Below are 17309 nucleotides of genomic sequence, written 5' to 3' on the forward strand. Positions count from 1 at the left end.
GTCGTCCAAAAGTGCTGTGCGGTTTTGGGGCAACGACACGCGCCAAGGAAAAACATCATTCCACACGGGAATACGCCGATGGCTTTCGCAGCCGAAAAACTTCCATCTGACGACATTCTGCTCGATGCCTATTCGGCATCGGTTGCCGACGCCGTAGACCGCATCGGTCCAGCCGTCTGCCGCATCGAACGCATCGGCGCCGGCGGCCACGGCTCCGGCTTCGTCATCGCGCAGGACGGGCTGGTCGTCACCAATTTCCATGTCGTCGGCGATGCGCGCGCCGTGCGCGTCACCATGCCGGACGGCGCCTCGCGCGAAGGCCATGTGCTTGGCCGCGACCCCGACACCGACATCGCGCTGGTGCGCGCCGATGGCAGTTTCGCCGACGTCGCGCCGCTCGGCGATTCCAAGCGGCTGCGCCGCGGCCAGATCGCGATCGCGATCGGCAATCCGCTCGGTTTCGAATGGACCGTCACCGCCGGCGTCGTCTCGGCGCTCGGCCGCTCGATGCGCGCCTCGACCGGTCGGCTGATCGATGACGTCATCCAGACCGATGCCGCGCTCAATCCCGGCAATTCGGGCGGACCGCTGGTGTCGTCGGCGGGCGAGGTGATCGGCGTCAACACCGCCATGATCCATGGCGCGCAGGGCATCGCCTTCGCGGTCGCCTCCAACACTGCCAATTTCGTCATCTCGGAAATCATCCGCTTCGGCCGCGTGCGCCGCGCCTTCATTGGCGTTTCCGCCGACACGACCAACCTGCCGCGCCGGGCAGCACTCTTGTCGCAGGTCACGACGAACACGGCGGTGCGCCTGCGCAGCGTCGAAAAGGACGGCCCGGCCGCCAAGGCCGGACTGAAGGAAGGCGACATCATCGCGGCAATAGACGGCCGGCCGGTGACCGGCGTCGACGACCTCGTGCGCATGCTCGATGCCGAACGCATCGGCCGCGAGACGCTCTGCACGGTCGTTCGCCGCACCGGCGTCAGCCAGGTTATGGTGACGCCGGTAGCGCGGACGAGCTAAGCCTCGCTGGCTAGCTTCCGGCCACGCCCTCGGCATATTGCGCCAGGAATTCCTCGCTTGGCGGGATCGGCTTGACGACGTCGATCAGCACGCCATTCGGATCCCTGGTGATGAAGTGGCGCTGGCCGAACGGCTCGTCGCGCAAGCTGCGCAGGATCGGGCAGGCCGGCGGCGGCGACCCGCTCATAGATGGCGTCGGGATCGCGGACCTCGAAATTAATCAAAAGGCCCGACATACGTCCGCGTCCCTCCTCCGGGATTGTCTCATGGTCGCCCTGGACGATGCCGAGATTGACGCGCCGGTCCTCGGCCGACTGCAGGTGCACATACCAGTCGCTCTCGAAGAGCGGCCTGAAGCGGAAATGCTCGACATAAAAGTCCGCAGTGCCTGCGACATCGTCCGTCATCAGCACCGGATAATAGCTGGTCGTCTTCATCTTTCCTTCTCCTCTCATCCAACATACAGTCTGTATGTAAGTGCAAATAACATACAGGCTGCATGTATGCAACAAGAGTCCGGACGTCGCTCCAACCGTGACCGCACCGAGGCGACGCGCGCCGATCTGATCCGTGCGGCGCGAAAGCTGTTTACGGGAAAATCCTATGTCGAGACCGGCACGCCTGAGATCGTCGCCGAGGCCGGCGTGACGCGTGGCGCGCTCTACCATCACTTCGCCGACAAGCAGGCGCTGTTCGCCGCAGTCGTCGAGCAGGAAGCAGCGGCCGTGGCGGCGGAGATCGACCAAGCCTCCGCACCGTCGCTATCCGCGCGCGAGGCGCTGATCGCCGGATCGGACGCCTATCTCAAGGCAATGCGAGCGCCTGGCCGCACGCGGCTTCTGCTGCTTGACGGGCCGGCCGTACTCGGCCGCGCCGCCATGGACGAGATCGACAACCGCCATGGCAACCGCTCGCTGCGCGAGGGCCTGATCGCGGCAATGCGCGCGCAACCGATGACCAGATTGCCGGCCGAGGCGTTGACCGTTTTACTGGCGGCAGCCTTCGACCGGGCGGCTCTGGCTATCGAGGCCGGTGGATCCGCCGCGGATTACCGCGCGGCGCTGATCGCGCTCATGGACGGCTTGTCTGCGGCCCCTCTTCCGTCCATACGCCCGGCTCCGTCTCGTTGAAGCAGCCAAGCTGCCGCTTGAACTCATCGATCAGCCAAGTCGCTGCCGGCTTGGGGCTGCGGTCGTTGCGGTGCATGGCGTACATCGGCGAACGGACTTCGCGGTAAGGCTCGAGATCGAGCTCGACCAGCCGTCCGCTGGCGAGGTCGTCGGCGATCAGCCAGCGCGGCAGGCCGCCCCAGCCAAGCCCCTCGCGCATCAGCGCGTGCTTGGTGCGCAAATCCGTCAGCCGCCAAGTGCGATAGGCAAACACGCCATAGTCGCGGCCGCGCGTCCGCTCCGACTGGTCGGTGACGACAAGCTGGATGTGCTCGCGCAGATCCTCGATCCCGACCGGCTTCGGCAGCTTCGCGAGCGGATGATCGGGTGCGGCAGCCGGCACCAGCGAGATGAAGCCGATGCGCAGCAGATTGACATCGGCATCGCCTTGCAGGCCGCCGAAGCCAAGATCCGCCTGGCCGTTGACGACCTGATCGACAATCAGGCCGAGCGAGCCAATATAAAGCCGCAGCATGACCGCCGGGAATTGCGCCTCGAAGGCTTTGAGCACACGCACCAGCGCCGGCGAAGGCAGCGCCACGTCGACCGATATCGCCACTTCCGCTTCCAGTCCTTGCCGGTAGCCGTCGGCGCGCGAGCGGATGCGCTGCAGCACGCCGACCATGCGCCGCGCATCTTCCAGCATCGCCTTGCCGACATCCGTCAGCTGCGGCTCGCGCACGCCTTCGCGCTCGAACAATTTCAGGCCGAGCTGCGCTTCGAGATTGGCGATACCATAGCTCACCACCGACTGCGCCCGGTTGAGCTTGCGCCCCGCGGCCGAGAAGCTGCCGGTGTCGGCCACCGCCACCAGGATTTGGAGTTGATCCAGGGTCGGGTTTGGTTGCATGGCTTGGCCATCCATTTTATTGATGGGTTGTATGCATATTATACCCATTATCCTGATATGGCGGCAATCCCATATTGGCGGGGAAAGTTCAATCCAACCCCAAGGGAACACCGCCATGTCTATTCTTCTCGTTACTTCCAGCCCGCGCGGCGCCGCTTCGCACTCGACCCGCGTCGCCACGGATCTTGCTCAGAAGCTGCTTGCCGCCGATCCCTCCAACACGCTCGTCGTGCGTGATCTCGTCGCCAATCCGCTGCCGCATATCGACCCCGACTACGCCACCGGCATCTACACGCCGGCCGAAGCCCGCACCGCGCGCCAGGCAGAGGTCGTCGGCGTTTCCGACGCCGTCCTCGACGAGCTTTTCGCCGCCGACACCGTGATCCTCGCCACCGGCTTCATCAACTTCAACATCTCCTCGACGTTGAAGTCTTGGGTCGACCACGTCGCCCGCTCGGGCAAGAGCTTTGCCTATGGCGAGAACGGCCCGAAGGGCCTCGTCAACGGCAAGAAGGTCTATATCGTGCTCGCTTCCGGCGGCATCTACTCCGAAGGCGCCGCGGTGCAGATGGACCATGCGGTTCCCTATCTGCGCAGCGTGCTCGGCTTCCTCGGCATGACTGATGTCGAAATCATCCGCGTCGAGGGTGTCGGTATGGGCGCCGACGCCGTCACCGCCGCGCTCGCCAAGGCGACCGCCAAGGTCGACGCGATCGCCGCCGCCACGGCTGACCAGGTCGCCGCCGCGGCCTAATTCTGGTGCCGGAAATGAAAGAGGCAGGCGCCCGCCAGCGCCTGCCTCTTTTTGCATTTTCGCCCGCGCTACAGCGGCGGCAGCACCACGGCTGGATGTCATCCCTCGCGCAGGATCAGCCTCACGGCGCCGAGCGCGATCCGATATCCTCCTGCGCACCGACAGCGATGCGCCCGCCGCCGGCGCAAACATCTGGAACGACTTTTTCTTCCCCCTGGTCCTGATCACCTCCGACAATTTGAAGACACTGCCGCAAGGGCTGACCGTGTTCGTCGGCGAATTCACCACCGACTGGGGGTGCTGTTCACCGGGCTGACACTGGCGGCACCTGTCGATTAGCTTGGTCTACATCGTGCTGTCGAAGCAGTTCATTTCCGGCATCACGCAAGGCGCGGTTAAATTGGCGCAGTCAAATAGGCGCAGTCCAACAACGAAGTCAGGACACCAAAAGTGGCGAACCAGAACAAGATCATCATCACCTGCGCGGTCACAGGCTCGATCCATACGCCGTCAATGTCGCCGCATTTGCCGGTGACGGCTGAGGAGATCGCCACTGCCGCCATCGAGGCGGCCGAAGCGGGTGCTGCGATCGTCCACCTTCACGCCCGCAACCCGGTCGACGGCCGCCCCGATCAGTCGACCGAGGCGTTCGCCCCGTTCCTGCAGGTCATCAAGCAGCGCTCCAACTGCGTGGTCAACATCACCACCGGGGGTGCGGCGACGATGAGCGTTGAGGAACGCGTCAGGCCGGCGAAGGTATTCGCGCCCGAAGTCGCGTCGCTCAACATGGGCTCGATGAATTTCGCGCTGTTCCCGATGCTGGAGCGCTTCAAGACCTTCGAGCATGACTGGGAGCGGCCCTATCTGGAATCCTCCCGCGACCGCATCTTCCGCAACACTTTTGGCGACATCGAGCACATATTGCGCACCTGCGCCGACAACGGCACGCGCTTCGAGATCGAATGCTACGACATCGGCCATCTCTACACGCTGGCGCATTTCGTCGAGCGCGGCCTGGTCAAGGCGCCGTTCTTCGTCCAGAGCGTGTTCGGCATCCTGGGCGGCATCGGCACACACCCGGAGGACGTCGCGCACATGAAGCGCACGGCCGACCGCCTGTTCGGCAACGACTATCACTGGTCGGTGCTCGGCGCCGGCCGCCATCAATTGCCGATCGCCACGCAAGCGATTGCGCTGGGCGGCAATGTACGTGTCGGCCTGGAGGACTCGCTATGGATCGGCAAGGGCAAGCTCGCCCGCTCCAGCGCCGAACAGGTGACCAAGGTGCGCCAGATCATCGAAGGCCTCGGCGCCTCGATCGCCACACCCGACGAGGCGCGGCAGATCCTGCAGCTCAAGGGCGGCGACAAGGTCGCGTTCTGATCAAGGAGAAGCTGGCCGGCGCAGCCGAAGTACCTTCAGCCGAACATCCGCTCGCCCTGCTCGTCGACGAGTTGGATGCCCTTCTTGATCGAAATGTCGACGGCGTCGTCCAGCCCGGCGAAACGGTCGGCGCGGATGAAGCGGTGCTCCTTCATCACACCATCCACTTCCTTCGAGACGACGCCGCAGGTCTGGTACTGGCCCTCGGCCTTGTAGGGCGTCGCGCTGATCAGGAATCCCTTGTGCTCGACCTGCTTGGCCGGCTTGGCGCTGCCGGTCTCCGTTGCTTCGCTACCGCCGCCACCAAAAAGCTTCTTCAGAAAAGACATTTTCAAAACTCCCATTCACGCGGGCACCAAGGATTGGCGGCGCCCCTTGTTACGCAGGCTTTGTGTCAGCATGCGCGAATGCGCCGCCGTGTTCCAGCCCCTTGACGAAAACGCCGACCAGAAGCTCGATCTGATGCCAGATCTCCTCGGCCTGCCTGCTGTCCGAATTCGCCACATAGCCGCTGGTCACAATGCCATGCACGCTTGACCACAATGTCCGGGCCGCAAGCGCGCGGCGGTCGTCGTCGAGGCCGAAATCGCCTGCCTTGAGCACGCCGGCGACGATGTCGAAGAGTGCGTCGAGCAGCGCGTCATAGGCGTCGGGGCCGGGCCGCGTCGCGCGGCGGCGGTTGAAGGCAAGCACCGCCGGCCAACTGCCGGGATGGGCCTCGACGAAGCGCACATAGGCCGCCGCCATCGCCAGGATGCGGTGCTGGACATCCGTCACCCCTTGCCTTTCGAGATCAGCCATGGCCGCCAGACCTGTCGCGCCGAGCCGGTCGAGCAGCCGCATGTTGACGGCGCGGTGCACCTCGTCGAGATCGGCAAAGAGGTTATAGACGGATCCGACGGAGATGCCGGCCTGCTCGGCGATGGTGCGCGCCTTCAGATTGTCGGCCCCGCCCTCGTTGAGCAGCGCCTCGGCAATGGCGAGCACCTTCTCGCTCATCTCTTCCTTGTCCAGCGCCATGCTCTTCCTGTCCTTGTATTCGGACCCGCTCGTCGGCCCGGATTCATTCCATTTGCCTGCGTTTACCATGTCCGGCACCTCATGAACAGCGTTCAAAATACCTCTTGAACAATGTTCATTTCCTGTTACGTTGAGTTTGTGAACAACGTTCACGCAAACAGGGAGAAGACCATGCTTAGCCTGATCAAGACATTGCTGGACGGCGCCAGCGCACGGGCCGAGGACAATTTGAAGGATCGTTTTGCGATCGACCTTCTGGCCCAGCGCATCCGCGACGCGGAGGCGGGACTCGCCGCCGCCAAGCAGACGCTCGCCTCGTTGATCGTGCGCCAGCGTGCCGAGCAGACCAGCCTCGACCAGCTCGACCGCCGCATCGCCGATCTGGAAACCCGTACCCTCAGCGCGCTCTCGGCCAACAACCAGGCGCTTGCCGAAGGCGGCGCTTCCGCGATCGCCGAGCTCGAGAACGAGCGCGAGGTCCGTCGCGCCACGGTCAAAAGCCTGAGTGAGAAGACCTTGCGGATGCGTCTGTCCGTAGAACAGGCGCATCGCCGCATCATCGATCTCAACCAGGGCATGATCTCGGCCCGGGCGATCGATGTCGAACGCAAGGCGCAGTCGCGCCTCAACCGTTCGATCGGCCGCACCGCGAGCATCAACGACGCGGAGGAACTGCTGGCCCGCATCAAGGAAAGCAGCGACCCGTTCGAGGAAGCCGGCATCCTCGACGAGATCGACGGCGAGCTGCGCCACGAGGCGATCCGTGAGCGCCTCGCCGAAGCAGGTCACGGATCGGCCACCAAGGTGCGCGCTGAGGATGTTCTGGCGCGCCTCAAATCCCTGAACTGAACCCGCTGTTTCCGAAACAGACCAAATCCAAGGAGCAATACGATGAACGGCAATCAGACCTACATTTTGTTCAACACCGTGTCGGTGGGCGCAGCCTACTTCATGCTGGCGCTGTCGCTGTGGCTGGCGCCGGTCGACCTCTCGACCAAAGGCTACTGGGCGATGGGCGTGCTGCTGCTCACCGGCAGCCTGGTGAACCTGGTCAAGTACCGCACCGACGAGCGGATCGCGGCCGAAACCACCGCCAAGATCGAGAAGGCTCGCAACGAGAAGCTGATCAGCGAATATGTCGGCAAGGAATAATCCCCTGCCCTTGCCGATCGCGAACTGAATGCAAAGCCCGGAGCGATCCGGGCTTTTGGCGCTTCCTATGAGAATGTCTTAGCGACGAGCCAAGGCCTCGATCGCCTCGGTAGCGTCTTCCAGGATGCTGATCGCCTCGGCCTGCTTGTCTTCCGGCGCGTCGGCGATGTCGCCGAGCGCAGCGCGCAGCCGGTGGCGCAGCGCGCGGAACCGGTCCCGCGTTTCCGAACGGCCGCGGCGCCCCTCGTCCTTGTCGTCGCCCCAGCCGAACCATTCGCGCGCCGCGGCCATCTTGCGGCCGAAGCGCTCGAGATGGTCGAGCACGCTGTCGATCATCTCGCGGTTCTCTTCGAGATGCGCCCTGCCGGCCTCGGTGATCGAAAACACCTTCTTGTTGCCTTCGCTCGAGGATACCGCATAGCCCGCCTCTTCCAGGAAGGTCAGCGTCGGATAGACCACGCCCGGGCTCGGGCTGTAGATGCCGCTGGTGCGCTCTTCCAGCGCCTTGATGATGTCGTAGCCGTGGCGTGGCGCATCGGCCAGCAGCGACAGCGTGATCAGCTTGAGATCGCCGTCGGCCAGCATGCGCCCGGCGCGGAACATGTCGCCCGGGCCGCCGCGTCCGCCGCCCCTGCCGCCATGGCCGAACGGGCCAAAGCCGCCGCCGCTGCGGCCGCCGAATTTGCCGGCCATATGCATGAACATGCGCTCGCCGAAATGGCTGTGCCCGAAGTGACCGTGTTTGTGCATGGATTGCTCCTTTGAATTGTATCTTACGATACATCTTACGTAAGGCTGACCACGTTCGGAGTCAAGATATATCTTAAGATGTATCGCAGCCCTAGCCAAGAGCCGCCGTCATGCACGGAGCGGGTCGGAGCAAGCTGCCTACCAATGGCACTTGCGGCGGTTCCAGGCATAGAGAAGGTCGGCGAAGCGGTCATAGGCAAAGCGCGTCAGGGGCAACGCGATGGGGTTGCCGAACAGGCTCGCCAGCCATTCCTCGCCCGGCGTGAGCCGCCAGACCGCGATCGCCACATCGGCGCCGACCAGCAGCCGTCCTTCGGCATCGGTCGCATGCAGACGCCGGCGGATATCCTCCAGCGAGGCGCCGAAGGCGGAGAGCGCCTCGGGTTCGAAATTGATGTCGCGGAATTCGATACGGCCTGCCTTGACCGCCTCGATGAGCCGCCGCTTCTGCCGGTTGATGCCGGCGTCGCACACCGGACAGCGTGTGTTGTACCAGACGGTCAGCAAAGGCTCGGGCATGGCGCGACTATCGGGAATGCGGCGCGGCTTCGCAACAGCCACGCCGCTCCCTTCAGCCGGTTACCCGAGCGAGCTGATGATCTCGCGATAGGCGAATTCCGGAAACGCCTTCATCGTCCGCGTTTTGACATTGCCGCCCGAAGACAACAGCAGCGCGAAGCGGGCAAGCACTGCATCGTCCGGCGCTTCGACGATGGCGACCATGTCGCATTCGCCCATGGTCAAGTAGAATGATTTGAAGGAGCCGCCCATTTCCCCCAGCAGCTTCTTGGCGGCATCGAGCCGCTTCGGCGACTCCCGCACATTCTTGGCGCCGAGCTCAGTCCAGTTGATCAACATGATATAGGTCGTCATGGCACACCTCCCACCGGGAGCCACGGAGCGCGACGCCTGGCCACTGCGACCGGCGCCGGGGCGGGCATCCGGCTTGTCGCCCACAAATGCATCCGACCCCGGAATTATCCTCCTGTCGGGCAAACCCGGCAAGGCGGCATGAGAGGTAGCCGAAAAACGCAAAAGGGCGCCGAGGCGCCCTTTCGATCCTAGTATGATTGCGTTCCGCTCAGCTGTCCAGGAAGCTTCTGAGCTTGCGCGACCTGCTCGGATGCTTGAGCTTGCGCAGCGCCTTGGCTTCGATCTGGCGGATACGCTCGCGAGTCACCGAGAACTGCTGGCCGACTTCCTCCAGCGTATGATCGGTGTTCATGCCGATGCCGAAGCGCATGCGCAGGACGCGTTCCTCGCGCGGCGTCAGCGAGGCAAGCACCCGTGTCGTCGTCTCGCGCAGATTGGCCTGGATCGCCGCGTCGATCGGCAGGATCGCCATCTTGTCCTCGATGAAGTCGCCGAGATGCGAATCCTCCTCGTCGCCGACGGGCGTTTCGAGGGAGATCGGCTCCTTGGCGATCTTCAGCACCTTGCGCACTTTCTCAAGCGGCATGGCGAGCTTCTCGGCCAGTTCCTCCGGCGTCGGCTCGCGGCCGATCTCGTGCAGCATCTGGCGCGAGGTGCGCACGATCTTGTTGATCGTCTCGATCATGTGCACCGGAATACGGATGGTGCGCGCCTGATCGGCGATCGAGCGGGTGATGGCCTGCCTAATCCACCAGGTGGCGTAGGTCGAGAACTTGTAGCCGCGGCGGTACTCGAATTTGTCGACCGCCTTCATCAGGCCGATATTGCCTTCCTGGATGAGATCCAGGAACTGCAGGCCGCGGTTGGTGTATTTCTTGGCGATGGAGATGACCAGGCGAAGGTTCGCCTCGACCATTTCCTTCTTGGCGATCGCAGCCTCGCGCTCGCCCTTCTGCACCTGGTTGACGATCTTGCGGAATTCCAGGATCGAGATCGCCGTTTCGGTGGCAAGGTTCTGGATCTCGGCGCGCAGCTCCTTGATCGTGTCCTTCTCGTTCTTGGTGAATTCCTTCCAGCCGCGCGAGGTCAGGTTGGCGATCGAACGGGTCCAGTTCGGATCGAGCTCCGAGCCCTGATACTCCTTGAGGAATTCCTCGCGGCGCACGCCATAGCTTTCGGCGAGGCGCAAAAGCTTGCCCTCGTTCTGCACCAGGCGCTTGTTGATGTCGTAGAGCTGCTCGACCAGCGCCTCGATGCGCGCGGCGTTGAGCGACAGCGACTTAACCGCCTTGATCAGCTGGTCTTTCAGTTCCTTCAGGCGGCGGTCCTGGCTGGGCGAGAGCGTGCCGGCAGCGGCCAGGCGGTTCTCGACCTGCTGGTCCTGCAGCTTGCGGAGCTTCTTGTAGGTGTCGGCGATGACGTCGAGCGTCTCCATCACCTGCGGGCGCAGTTCCGCTTCCATCGCGGCCAGCGACAGGCTCGCCTCGTCCTCGTCGTCTTCCTCTTCCTCCAGCCCGCGTGTGTCGCCGCCGACATTGGTGATGTCGTCTTCTTCCTCGCGTGCCGCCACGCGGCCGCGCGGCTTCTCTTCGGGCTGGGCCGCTTCCTCGACGCGTTCGACGACGGGCGCCTGCTTGGCTTCGGGGCCGGCATAGGTCGCTTCGAGGTCGATGATCTCGCGCAGCAGGATCTTGGATTCGTTGAGCTCGTCGCGCCAGATGATGATGGCCTGGAAGGTCAGCGGACTTTCGCACAGGCCCGCGATCATCGTTTCGCGGCCGGCCTCGATGCGCTTGGCGATGGCGATTTCGCCCTCGCGCGACAGAAGCTCCACCGAGCCCATCTCGCGCAGATACATGCGCACCGGGTCGTCGGTGCGGTCAGTCGGCTCTTTCTTGGTGGTCGTGGTTGCGACGGCGGTGCCGGTCTGCTCGGCAAGCTCGTTGGCGTCTTCCTCGGCGTCGGCGGCCGGCTCGGCTTCGGTCTCCTCGCCCACCTCGTCGTCCTCGACGACGTTGATGCCCATGTCGCTGAGCATCGCATTGATGTCTTCAATGCGGTCCGGATCCGTCTCTTCCGAGGGCAGCACCGCGTTGAGCTCGTCGAGCGTGACATAGCCGCGTTTCTTCGCGGCTTTGATCATCTTCTTGACAGCATCGTCGGAAAGGTCGAGCAGAGGGCCATCGGTGGCGCCTTCGCGTTCGGTCTCGACCTCTTCCTTTTCCTTTGTCGCCATTCTTTGTCGTCTCCAAGCGGCCGCTATCGAGGCCGCGTAAACTGTCGGACCGGTTTGCCGGATGTGCGCCGGAACGCTTTCTACCGGTCCGGCAACCGCGTCATCTCTTTTTGTTTGTGCATGTCGCCCAAAACCGGCTTTCCACTTTTGGGCGACATGCATTAAGTCCAGCTTAACCCTGATATCTGGAGCAGGCACTTTGCCTGTCCAGCCATCACCAGTACCTCACATCGCTCAAATTTCCCGCCGACGCCGGGCACGGTTAACGTTTCGAATCGTCCTGATTCCGCCAATCTGCCAGAAGGTCAAGCGCCTCTGGCATGATTCGCATGAAAAAAGCGAATCAATTACCCAACTTAGAGGCGTCGATTCGACGCGCTGCGCATTTCATTTCACTTTCAATGGGTGGTGTTCGGCCTCAAACGCGGCCAACCCTGCCCGATGAAACGCCGAACCCTTCGATCAGCGCTTCCGTTGCCTGCACATCGTTGAATTGCGCTTGAATCTCGACGAGATGCCGGAAGTTTTCGTCCGAAGGGTCTGCATCGAGCGCCGCCTGCGCCTGTTTCAGCTCTCTATGTAATGTGCGGGCGCTACGCTGCAAGTGCAGCGCCTGGTTGAAGGCGTCGCGGGCATCGTCAAGCGCCGCCGTTTCCAGCGCCGGCCATTGCCGCGCGCGCTTGATCAATTCCACCGCCCGCTCCCAGATGCCGCTGCATCCGGCGCGCTCGATGGTGGCGATGACCGCGCCGCGCTCGTCGGCCGCGTCATGCGCCATGGCGTCGAGAATGGCCGCGTGCAGCTTGCGCAAATCCGAATTGGCGAGGTCGAGGAATTCGACATGGGCGAAATTCTCGTCGATCAGCGCCGGATGGTTGACCAGCGCCACGATAATCGTCGCCTCGCGCACCGACATCCCCTCGCCGGCCCGCTTGACCAGCGCCGAGCGGCCCAGGCTCTCGGTGATCGCGGCGCGCCCGCCGGCCGCCCCACCTTTCGCGAACTGCCCGCCGGGCACGGGCGTCTTGCCCTGCCCCGGCTTCCAATCCTGACGGCCTTGCCGAACGCTCCGCTGGGAGCCGAAGAAGTTCCGCTCCCGCTCGTCCATTGTCTGCTGATAGTAATAACGCACGCTCTCGTCGCGGATGCGGCTGGTCAACTCCCGTAGCCTCTTCCGCAACTCAGCTCGCCGCTCCGGCGTATCGAAGACACCGCCTGCCGTCTCGCGCATCCATAACAGTTCGTCCAGCGGCCGCGCATCGGCAAGCACGGCGCGGAACGCGTCTGGCCCTTCGGCCTTGACCAGATCGTCGGGATCCTTGCCTTCCGGCAACAGGGCAAAGCGCGCCCGACGGTCGGTCTGTGCCGACGGGAGCGCGAGATCGGCCGCCCGCCATGCCGCCTTCAGCCCGGCCGGGTCGCCGTCGAAGCAAAGCACCGGCTCGGGCGCCATGCGCCACAGAAGTTCGAGCTGGTTTTCGGTGAGCGCGGTGCCGAGCGGCGCCACGGCATTCTCGAAGCCGGCCTGCGCCAGCGCGATCACGTCCATATAGCCTTCGACCGCGATCACCGTGCCGCCTTTCGCGATCGCCCTGCGGGCGCGGGCGAAATTGTAGAGTACGTTGCCCTTGTGGAAGAGCTCGGTCTCCGGCGAGTTCATGTATTTGGCCAAGGCATCGGGCGCCAGCGCCCGTCCGCCGAAGGCGATGATCTTCCCGCGCGCATCCGGGATTGGAAACATGATGCGGTCGCGGAACCAGTCATAGGAGACCGGAATGTCGTCGCCGTGCCGCACCAGGCCGCAGGCCTCGATATCGGCCTTCGGCACGCCCTTGGCGGCAAGATGTTCCTTGAGCGCGTTGCGGCTGTCGGGCGCGTAGCCCAGCCGGAACGATTGCTGCGTCGCCGGCGTCAGCCCGCGGTCGCGCAGATACGCGCGGGCTTTGGCACCCTCGGCGCTCTGCAGCCGCTCCTGGAAAAAGGCAGTCGCCATTTCCATGACGTCGGTCAGGCTGGCGCGTTCCTTCTCGCGCCGCTCTTGCGCTTCGTCCCGCACCGGCATCGGCACGCCGGCCATTTCGGCGATCTTCTCGACCGCCTCGGGGAAACTCATACCGTCGAGTTCGGTGAGGAATTTGAAATGATCGCCCGAAACCGAACAGCCGAAGCAGTGGTAACGGCCCTTCTTGTCTTCGCAATGGAAGGACGGGCTTTTCTCGCCGTGGAACGGGCAGCAAGCCCAGTAGTCGCCGCGCGACGCATTGGTCTTCTTCCTATCCCATGCGACGCGCGTGCCGATGACCTGCGAAATCGGCACACGGTCGCGTATCTCGTCGAGGAAGGCGGGCGGAAAGCGCATCGGGGAAACTCGTTTGCCCTCCATATAATCAAGCCGCCCGGGCACGGCGACTCTGATTGGCCCATCGTACCCGCTTTTCACAGACGAAAAGAAGGCGGCCGGGTGACCGCCTTCTGAATTTCCGGGTTGTCGCGGATTACCCCGCGGTGACCGCGCCGAAGATGAATATTTTCCGAGGCTTGCGCCGGCCGCTTCAACAACGGTTCGGATCGCCCCGACCACGCGGCGTGGCGTCGGCTGCTATGAGGTGAAGCGCGGCCGCCGGGCGCACGCAACCAATGTTTCCTCCATTCATTTCCGACATGCGCCGTCGAGCCGAGACGGTCATCGCATCAGAAAAATCTATTATTTGGCTAATTTTAACTGGTATATTTCGACTCGTTGAAATGACTAAGATTCGTACCCCTCTCCGCACCGCCGGTGCCATCTCGCGAGTTCGGCTGTGAGCGGCTCTGTCGTCCTCCTGCACCTTGCCGGCGCGGTGGCGCTGATGCTGTTCGCCACCCGCATGGTGAAGACAGGGGTCGAGCGCGCCTATGGCGACGTGCTGCGACACAGGCTGCGCGCCACCATGCGCAATCCGATCATGGCGGTGCTGGCCGGCTGTGGACTGGCGGTCGCGCTGCAGAGCTCGACGGCGGTGACGCTGCTGGTCGGCTCCTTCGCCGGAGCCGGCATTGTTTCGGGCGCCGCCGGCCAATTGGCAGTGCGCGGCGCCGAGATCGGTTCGGCGCTGGTGGCCAAGCTGCTCACCTTCGACCTCACGCTTCTGGTGCCGCTCTGCCTGATCGCCGGCACGGTCATGTTCATGGCCACCGAGCGGCGCGACTGGCGGCAGATGGGCCGCATTCTGATCGGTGTCGGCCTGCTGATCCTGTCCCTGGAGATGATCGGTCAGGCGTCGGAGCCGTTGCGCAACAGCCAGTTGATGCCGCTGATCATCAATTATTTCTCGGGTGATTCCATCACCACTTATCTGTTGGCCGCGCTGGTCACTTGGCTGTTCCAGTCGAGCATCGCCGCGGTGCTGCTGATGGCGACGCTGGCGGGCCGCGGGCTGATCACCCCGGAGCTCGGCGTGGTTCTGGTGCTCGGCGTCAACCTTGGCTCGTCGCTGATTGCGCCGATGTTGACGCGGTCGGCACCGCCGGAGGTGCGCATCGTGCCGATAGGCAACCTTTTGATGCGCGGCCTCGGCTCGCTGATCATGCTGGTCCTGATCATGACCTTCAAGCCGGATGTCGCCTTCCTCGGCAAGACCGCCCCGGATCAGATCGTCAACGCCCACATCCTGTTCAACGTGCTGATCCTGCTCGCCGGACTGCCGCTGGCTGGCCTCGTCTACCGCGCTTCCGAAAAGATCGTGGCGCTGGGCAGCAAGCCTCAACCGGCCGCTGCGCTCGAGGTCGTTGAGCTCTCAGCGCTCAACGAGAGCGCCCTCGACACGCCGAGCCAGGCGCTGGCCAACGCGACGCGCGAGGTGGTGCGGGTCTGTGAGACGGTCGAGATCATGCTGAAGCGCATCATCGAGCTTTACGAGGATGCCGATCCCGCCAAGATCAAGGCGCTTGCCGCGCTCGACGACCGCGTCGACAGGAAGCACGCCGCGATCAAGCTCTACCTCGCCAAGATCACCAGGAATCCACTGACCGAGGACGAGGCATTGCGGTGCCAGGAGCTGATCGGCGCCTGCGTCAAGCTGGAGCAGGTCGGCGACATCATCGTGCGCAACATGCTGGTGCATGTCAGGAAGAAGCTGGAGCGCGGCCTGGAATTCACGCCTGAAGGCTGGCAGGAGCTTTGCGCCTTCCATTCCTCGGTGCTGGCCAACGCGCGCCTTGCCTTCAACGTTCTGGTCTCGCGCGACCCGGAAACCGCCAGGCAATTGGTTCTGGAGAAGGACCTGCTGCGCGAGCGCGAGAAGGAAACCAGCGCCAGCCATTTCCAACGCCTGCGCGAAGGCACCGCCAAAAGCGTCGAGACGAGCTCGATCCACCTCGACACCATCCGCGACCTGAAGCAGATCAACTCGCTGCTTGCCTCTATCGCCTATCCGGTGCTCGAGGAGCGCGGCCTGCTTGGCGGCTCGCGGCTGAAGGCGAGCTGAGGCGAACGAGGGCAGCCGAAAATTAGTCTTTGCTCATCCCCGCTGCTGTCGGCTAAGGATCGCCTGAGGACCTGCTGGGAGGACGATCGGTCGATGGACACGCATTCGCGCAGCTTCGCCAAGGCGCTTTCATGGCGCGCCACCGGCACGATCGACACGATGATCATATCGCTGGTAGTCACCGGCAGCATCAAGCTAGCGGCCACCATCGGGCTCACCGAAGTCGTCACCAAGTCGCTGCTTTACTATCTCCATGAACGGGCCTGGCTGAAGATCCCGTATGGACGCAAAACAGCCGCGTAGTCGGAGCGACAGGCCGGCTTCGAACGGTCCAGTCAAGAAAAGCTAAAGCGCCATCGCCAATTTCTGCATTGCCGCAACCGCCCGAGCGTGGTTTGAGGCCATACATTCCTCGCATATGTTTTGAACCATGCTGCCGCTGATTGCCCTTTTCCTCGCCGCCTTTGCCTTCGGCACCACCGAATTCGTCATTGCCGGCGTGCTGCCGGAGGTGGCGCAGGGTCTCGGCGTTTCGGTGCCGACCGCCGGCTATCTCGTCTCCGGTTATGCCTGCGGCATTGCCATCGGCGGCCCGCTGCTGGCGCTCGCCACCGCCAAAGTCGCGCGCAAGACGCTGCTGATCGGGCTCACGATCGCCTTCACCCTCGGCCAGGTAGCCTGCGCACTGGCGCCCGACTTCACCTCGATGCTTCTGCTGCGTATTGCGACCGCTGTGGCGCATGGCTGCTATTTCGGCGTCGCCATGGTGGTTGCGGTCAGCCTGGTGCGCGAGGACCAGCGCGGCCGGGCGGTCGCGGTCATTCTCTCGGGGTTGACGGTCTCCAATGTCATCGGCGTGCCCGCCGGCACCGCGATCGGCAGCCTGTGGGGTTGGCGCGCGACCTTCTGGGTGATGGGCGCGCTGGGCATCATCGCGATTGTCGCCATGCTGGCGCTGTTGCCGCGCAGGGCGGGCGCCGCGAACCGGCCTGCCGGGCTGGCGCGCGAAGTTCGTGTGCTCGGCCGCCAACAGGTCTGGACGTCGCTGATCCTGATGCTGATGCTGATGATCGGCCAGTTTGCGCTGTTCACCTACATCACGCCGATGCTGCTCGAAGTGGCCGGCCTCGACAAGAGCCTGATCCCGTGGGTGCTTTTGCTCAACGGCGTCGGCGCTACGATCGGCGTTCTGGTCGGCGGCAAGCTCGCCGACTGGAAGCTGATGCCCTCGCTTATCGTCATGCTCGCCCTGCAGGCGGTGGCGCTCGGCGTCATCCATCTTGTCAGCCCCTACCCCGTGCCGATGATCGCGGCAATCGTCATCTGGGGCGGCCTCAATTTCGCTATCGGCGCGCCGATCCAGACGCGCATTCTCGCCTGGACGGCCGATGCCTCCAACCTCGCTTCCTCGCTGATCCCGTCCGGCTTCAACGTCGGCATCGCGCTCGCCGCGTCGCTTGGCGCGGCGATGCTCAATGCCGGCTACGGCTATCGCAGCCTGCCGCTCGCCGGCGCGCTGGCCATGCTGGTGGCGGTGGTGGTGGCCGTCGGCTCGCAAGCCTGGGAGTGGCGCAGCCGCGCGACCCCACCGCTGCCGGCAGCGGCCGAGTAACGGACGCAGGTAGTACAC

At 63.9% G+C, this 17309-nt stretch carries 17 protein-coding genes and 1 pseudogene; 9 read left to right on the plus strand and 9 right to left on the minus strand.

Annotated features, from left to right (window positions below; genetic code table 11):
* Positions 1-78: 78 nt before the first annotated feature.
* Positions 79-1026, plus strand: a complete 948-nt coding sequence (locus O7A05_RS01625) for a S1C family serine protease (RefSeq protein ID WP_337091198.1) — start codon at positions 79-81, stop codon at positions 1024-1026.
* A gap of 10 nt (positions 1027-1036) precedes the next feature.
* On the opposite strand, the pseudogene O7A05_RS01630 reads toward O7A05_RS01625, so the two are convergent.
* Positions 1037-1463: pseudogene (locus O7A05_RS01630) on the minus strand (VOC family protein).
* Positions 1464-1529: 66 nt separating this feature from the next.
* On the opposite strand from O7A05_RS01630, the gene O7A05_RS01635 reads away from it, so the two are divergent.
* Complete coding sequence (locus O7A05_RS01635) at positions 1530-2156, plus strand: TetR/AcrR family transcriptional regulator (RefSeq protein WP_337091199.1); 627 nt, start codon at positions 1530-1532, stop codon at positions 2154-2156.
* On the opposite strand, the gene O7A05_RS01640 is transcribed toward O7A05_RS01635, so the two are convergent.
* Positions 2098-3045, minus strand: a complete 948-nt coding sequence (locus O7A05_RS01640; RefSeq protein ID WP_337091200.1) for a LysR family transcriptional regulator — start codon at positions 3043-3045, stop codon at positions 2098-2100. The two genes, O7A05_RS01635 and O7A05_RS01640, sit on opposite strands and share 59 nt — an antisense overlap.
* Positions 3046-3160: 115 nt before the next feature.
* On the opposite strand from O7A05_RS01640, the gene O7A05_RS01645 reads away from it, so the two are divergent.
* On the plus strand, positions 3161-3799 hold the full coding sequence (locus O7A05_RS01645; protein WP_337091201.1) for an FMN-dependent NADH-azoreductase: 639 nt from the start codon (positions 3161-3163) through the stop codon (positions 3797-3799).
* Between the two features lie 450 nt (positions 3800-4249).
* Positions 4250-5182 (plus strand): 3,5-dioxohexanoate:acetyl-CoA acetone transferase, encoded by a 933-nt coding sequence (gene kce / locus O7A05_RS01650; RefSeq protein ID WP_040989481.1) that lies wholly within the window; start codon positions 4250-4252, stop codon positions 5180-5182.
* 35 nt (positions 5183-5217) lie between these two features.
* Here the strand turns inward: kce and O7A05_RS01655 are convergent, their stop codons facing one another.
* Entirely contained in the window at positions 5218-5511 is a 294-nt protein-coding gene (locus O7A05_RS01655; RefSeq protein ID WP_224517567.1) for an HlyU family transcriptional regulator, read from the minus strand.
* A 49-nt stretch (positions 5512-5560) separates the two neighbouring features.
* Complete coding sequence (locus O7A05_RS01660; protein WP_337091202.1) at positions 5561-6271, minus strand: TetR/AcrR family transcriptional regulator; 711 nt, start codon at positions 6269-6271, stop codon at positions 5561-5563.
* 102 nt (positions 6272-6373) lie between these two features.
* Between O7A05_RS01660 and O7A05_RS01665 the strand changes: the two genes are divergently transcribed.
* Together O7A05_RS01665 and O7A05_RS01670 are read left to right on the plus strand one after the other, a co-directional pair.
* The gene (locus O7A05_RS01665; protein ID WP_337091204.1) at positions 6374-7051 is read left to right on the plus strand and encodes a PspA/IM30 family protein; all 678 of its coding nucleotides are present in this window, start codon (positions 6374-6376) and stop codon (positions 7049-7051) included.
* Positions 7052-7093: 42 nt separating this feature from the next.
* Positions 7094-7354 carry a YiaA/YiaB family inner membrane protein gene (locus O7A05_RS01670; protein WP_140653793.1) on the plus strand — a complete coding sequence of 87 codons (261 nt, stop codon included), beginning with the start codon at positions 7094-7096 and terminating at the stop codon, positions 7352-7354.
* Between the two features lie 78 nt (positions 7355-7432).
* Here O7A05_RS01670 and O7A05_RS01675 read toward each other — a convergent pair whose 3' ends face one another.
* From O7A05_RS01675 to dnaG, 5 genes are all read right to left on the minus strand, one after another.
* Entirely contained in the window at positions 7433-8104 is a 672-nt protein-coding gene (locus O7A05_RS01675) for a PadR family transcriptional regulator (protein ID WP_337091205.1), read from the minus strand.
* Between the two features lie 138 nt (positions 8105-8242).
* Positions 8243-8623: a thiol-disulfide oxidoreductase DCC family protein gene (locus O7A05_RS01680; RefSeq protein WP_337091438.1), complete on the minus strand. Its 381-nt coding sequence runs from the start codon at positions 8621-8623 to the stop codon at positions 8243-8245.
* A 60-nt stretch (positions 8624-8683) separates the two neighbouring features.
* Positions 8684-8977, minus strand: a complete 294-nt coding sequence (locus O7A05_RS01685) for a GYD domain-containing protein (protein ID WP_337091206.1) — start codon at positions 8975-8977, stop codon at positions 8684-8686.
* Between the two features lie 208 nt (positions 8978-9185).
* Positions 9186-11213 (minus strand): RNA polymerase sigma factor RpoD, encoded by a 2028-nt coding sequence (gene rpoD, locus O7A05_RS01690; RefSeq protein WP_337091207.1) that lies wholly within the window; start codon positions 11211-11213, stop codon positions 9186-9188.
* A gap of 418 nt (positions 11214-11631) precedes the next feature.
* Positions 11632-13572, minus strand: a complete 1941-nt coding sequence (dnaG, locus tag O7A05_RS01695) for a DNA primase (protein WP_337091208.1) — start codon at positions 13570-13572, stop codon at positions 11632-11634.
* 442 nt (positions 13573-14014) lie between these two features.
* Between dnaG and O7A05_RS01700 the strand changes: the two genes are divergently transcribed.
* The 3 genes from O7A05_RS01700 (at position 14015) to O7A05_RS01710 (ending at position 17291) form a co-directional block, all read left to right on the plus strand.
* Positions 14015-15679 carry a Na/Pi cotransporter family protein gene (locus tag O7A05_RS01700; RefSeq protein ID WP_337091209.1) on the plus strand — a complete coding sequence of 555 codons (1665 nt, stop codon included), beginning with the start codon at positions 14015-14017 and terminating at the stop codon, positions 15677-15679.
* 93 nt (positions 15680-15772) lie between these two features.
* The gene (locus O7A05_RS01705; protein ID WP_095766624.1) at positions 15773-15982 is read left to right on the plus strand and encodes a DUF2061 domain-containing protein; all 210 of its coding nucleotides are present in this window, start codon (positions 15773-15775) and stop codon (positions 15980-15982) included.
* A 127-nt stretch (positions 15983-16109) separates the two neighbouring features.
* Positions 16110-17291, plus strand: coding sequence for an MFS transporter (locus O7A05_RS01710; protein ID WP_337091210.1), 1182 nt, complete (start codon positions 16110-16112; stop codon positions 17289-17291).
* Positions 17292-17309 lie beyond the last annotated feature (18 nt).

Origin of the sequence: Mesorhizobium argentiipisi (SeqCode) (assembly GCF_037179585.1) — a bacterium.
In the GTDB taxonomy this organism is placed as follows: Bacteria; Pseudomonadota; Alphaproteobacteria; order Rhizobiales; family Rhizobiaceae; genus Mesorhizobium; species Mesorhizobium argentiipisi.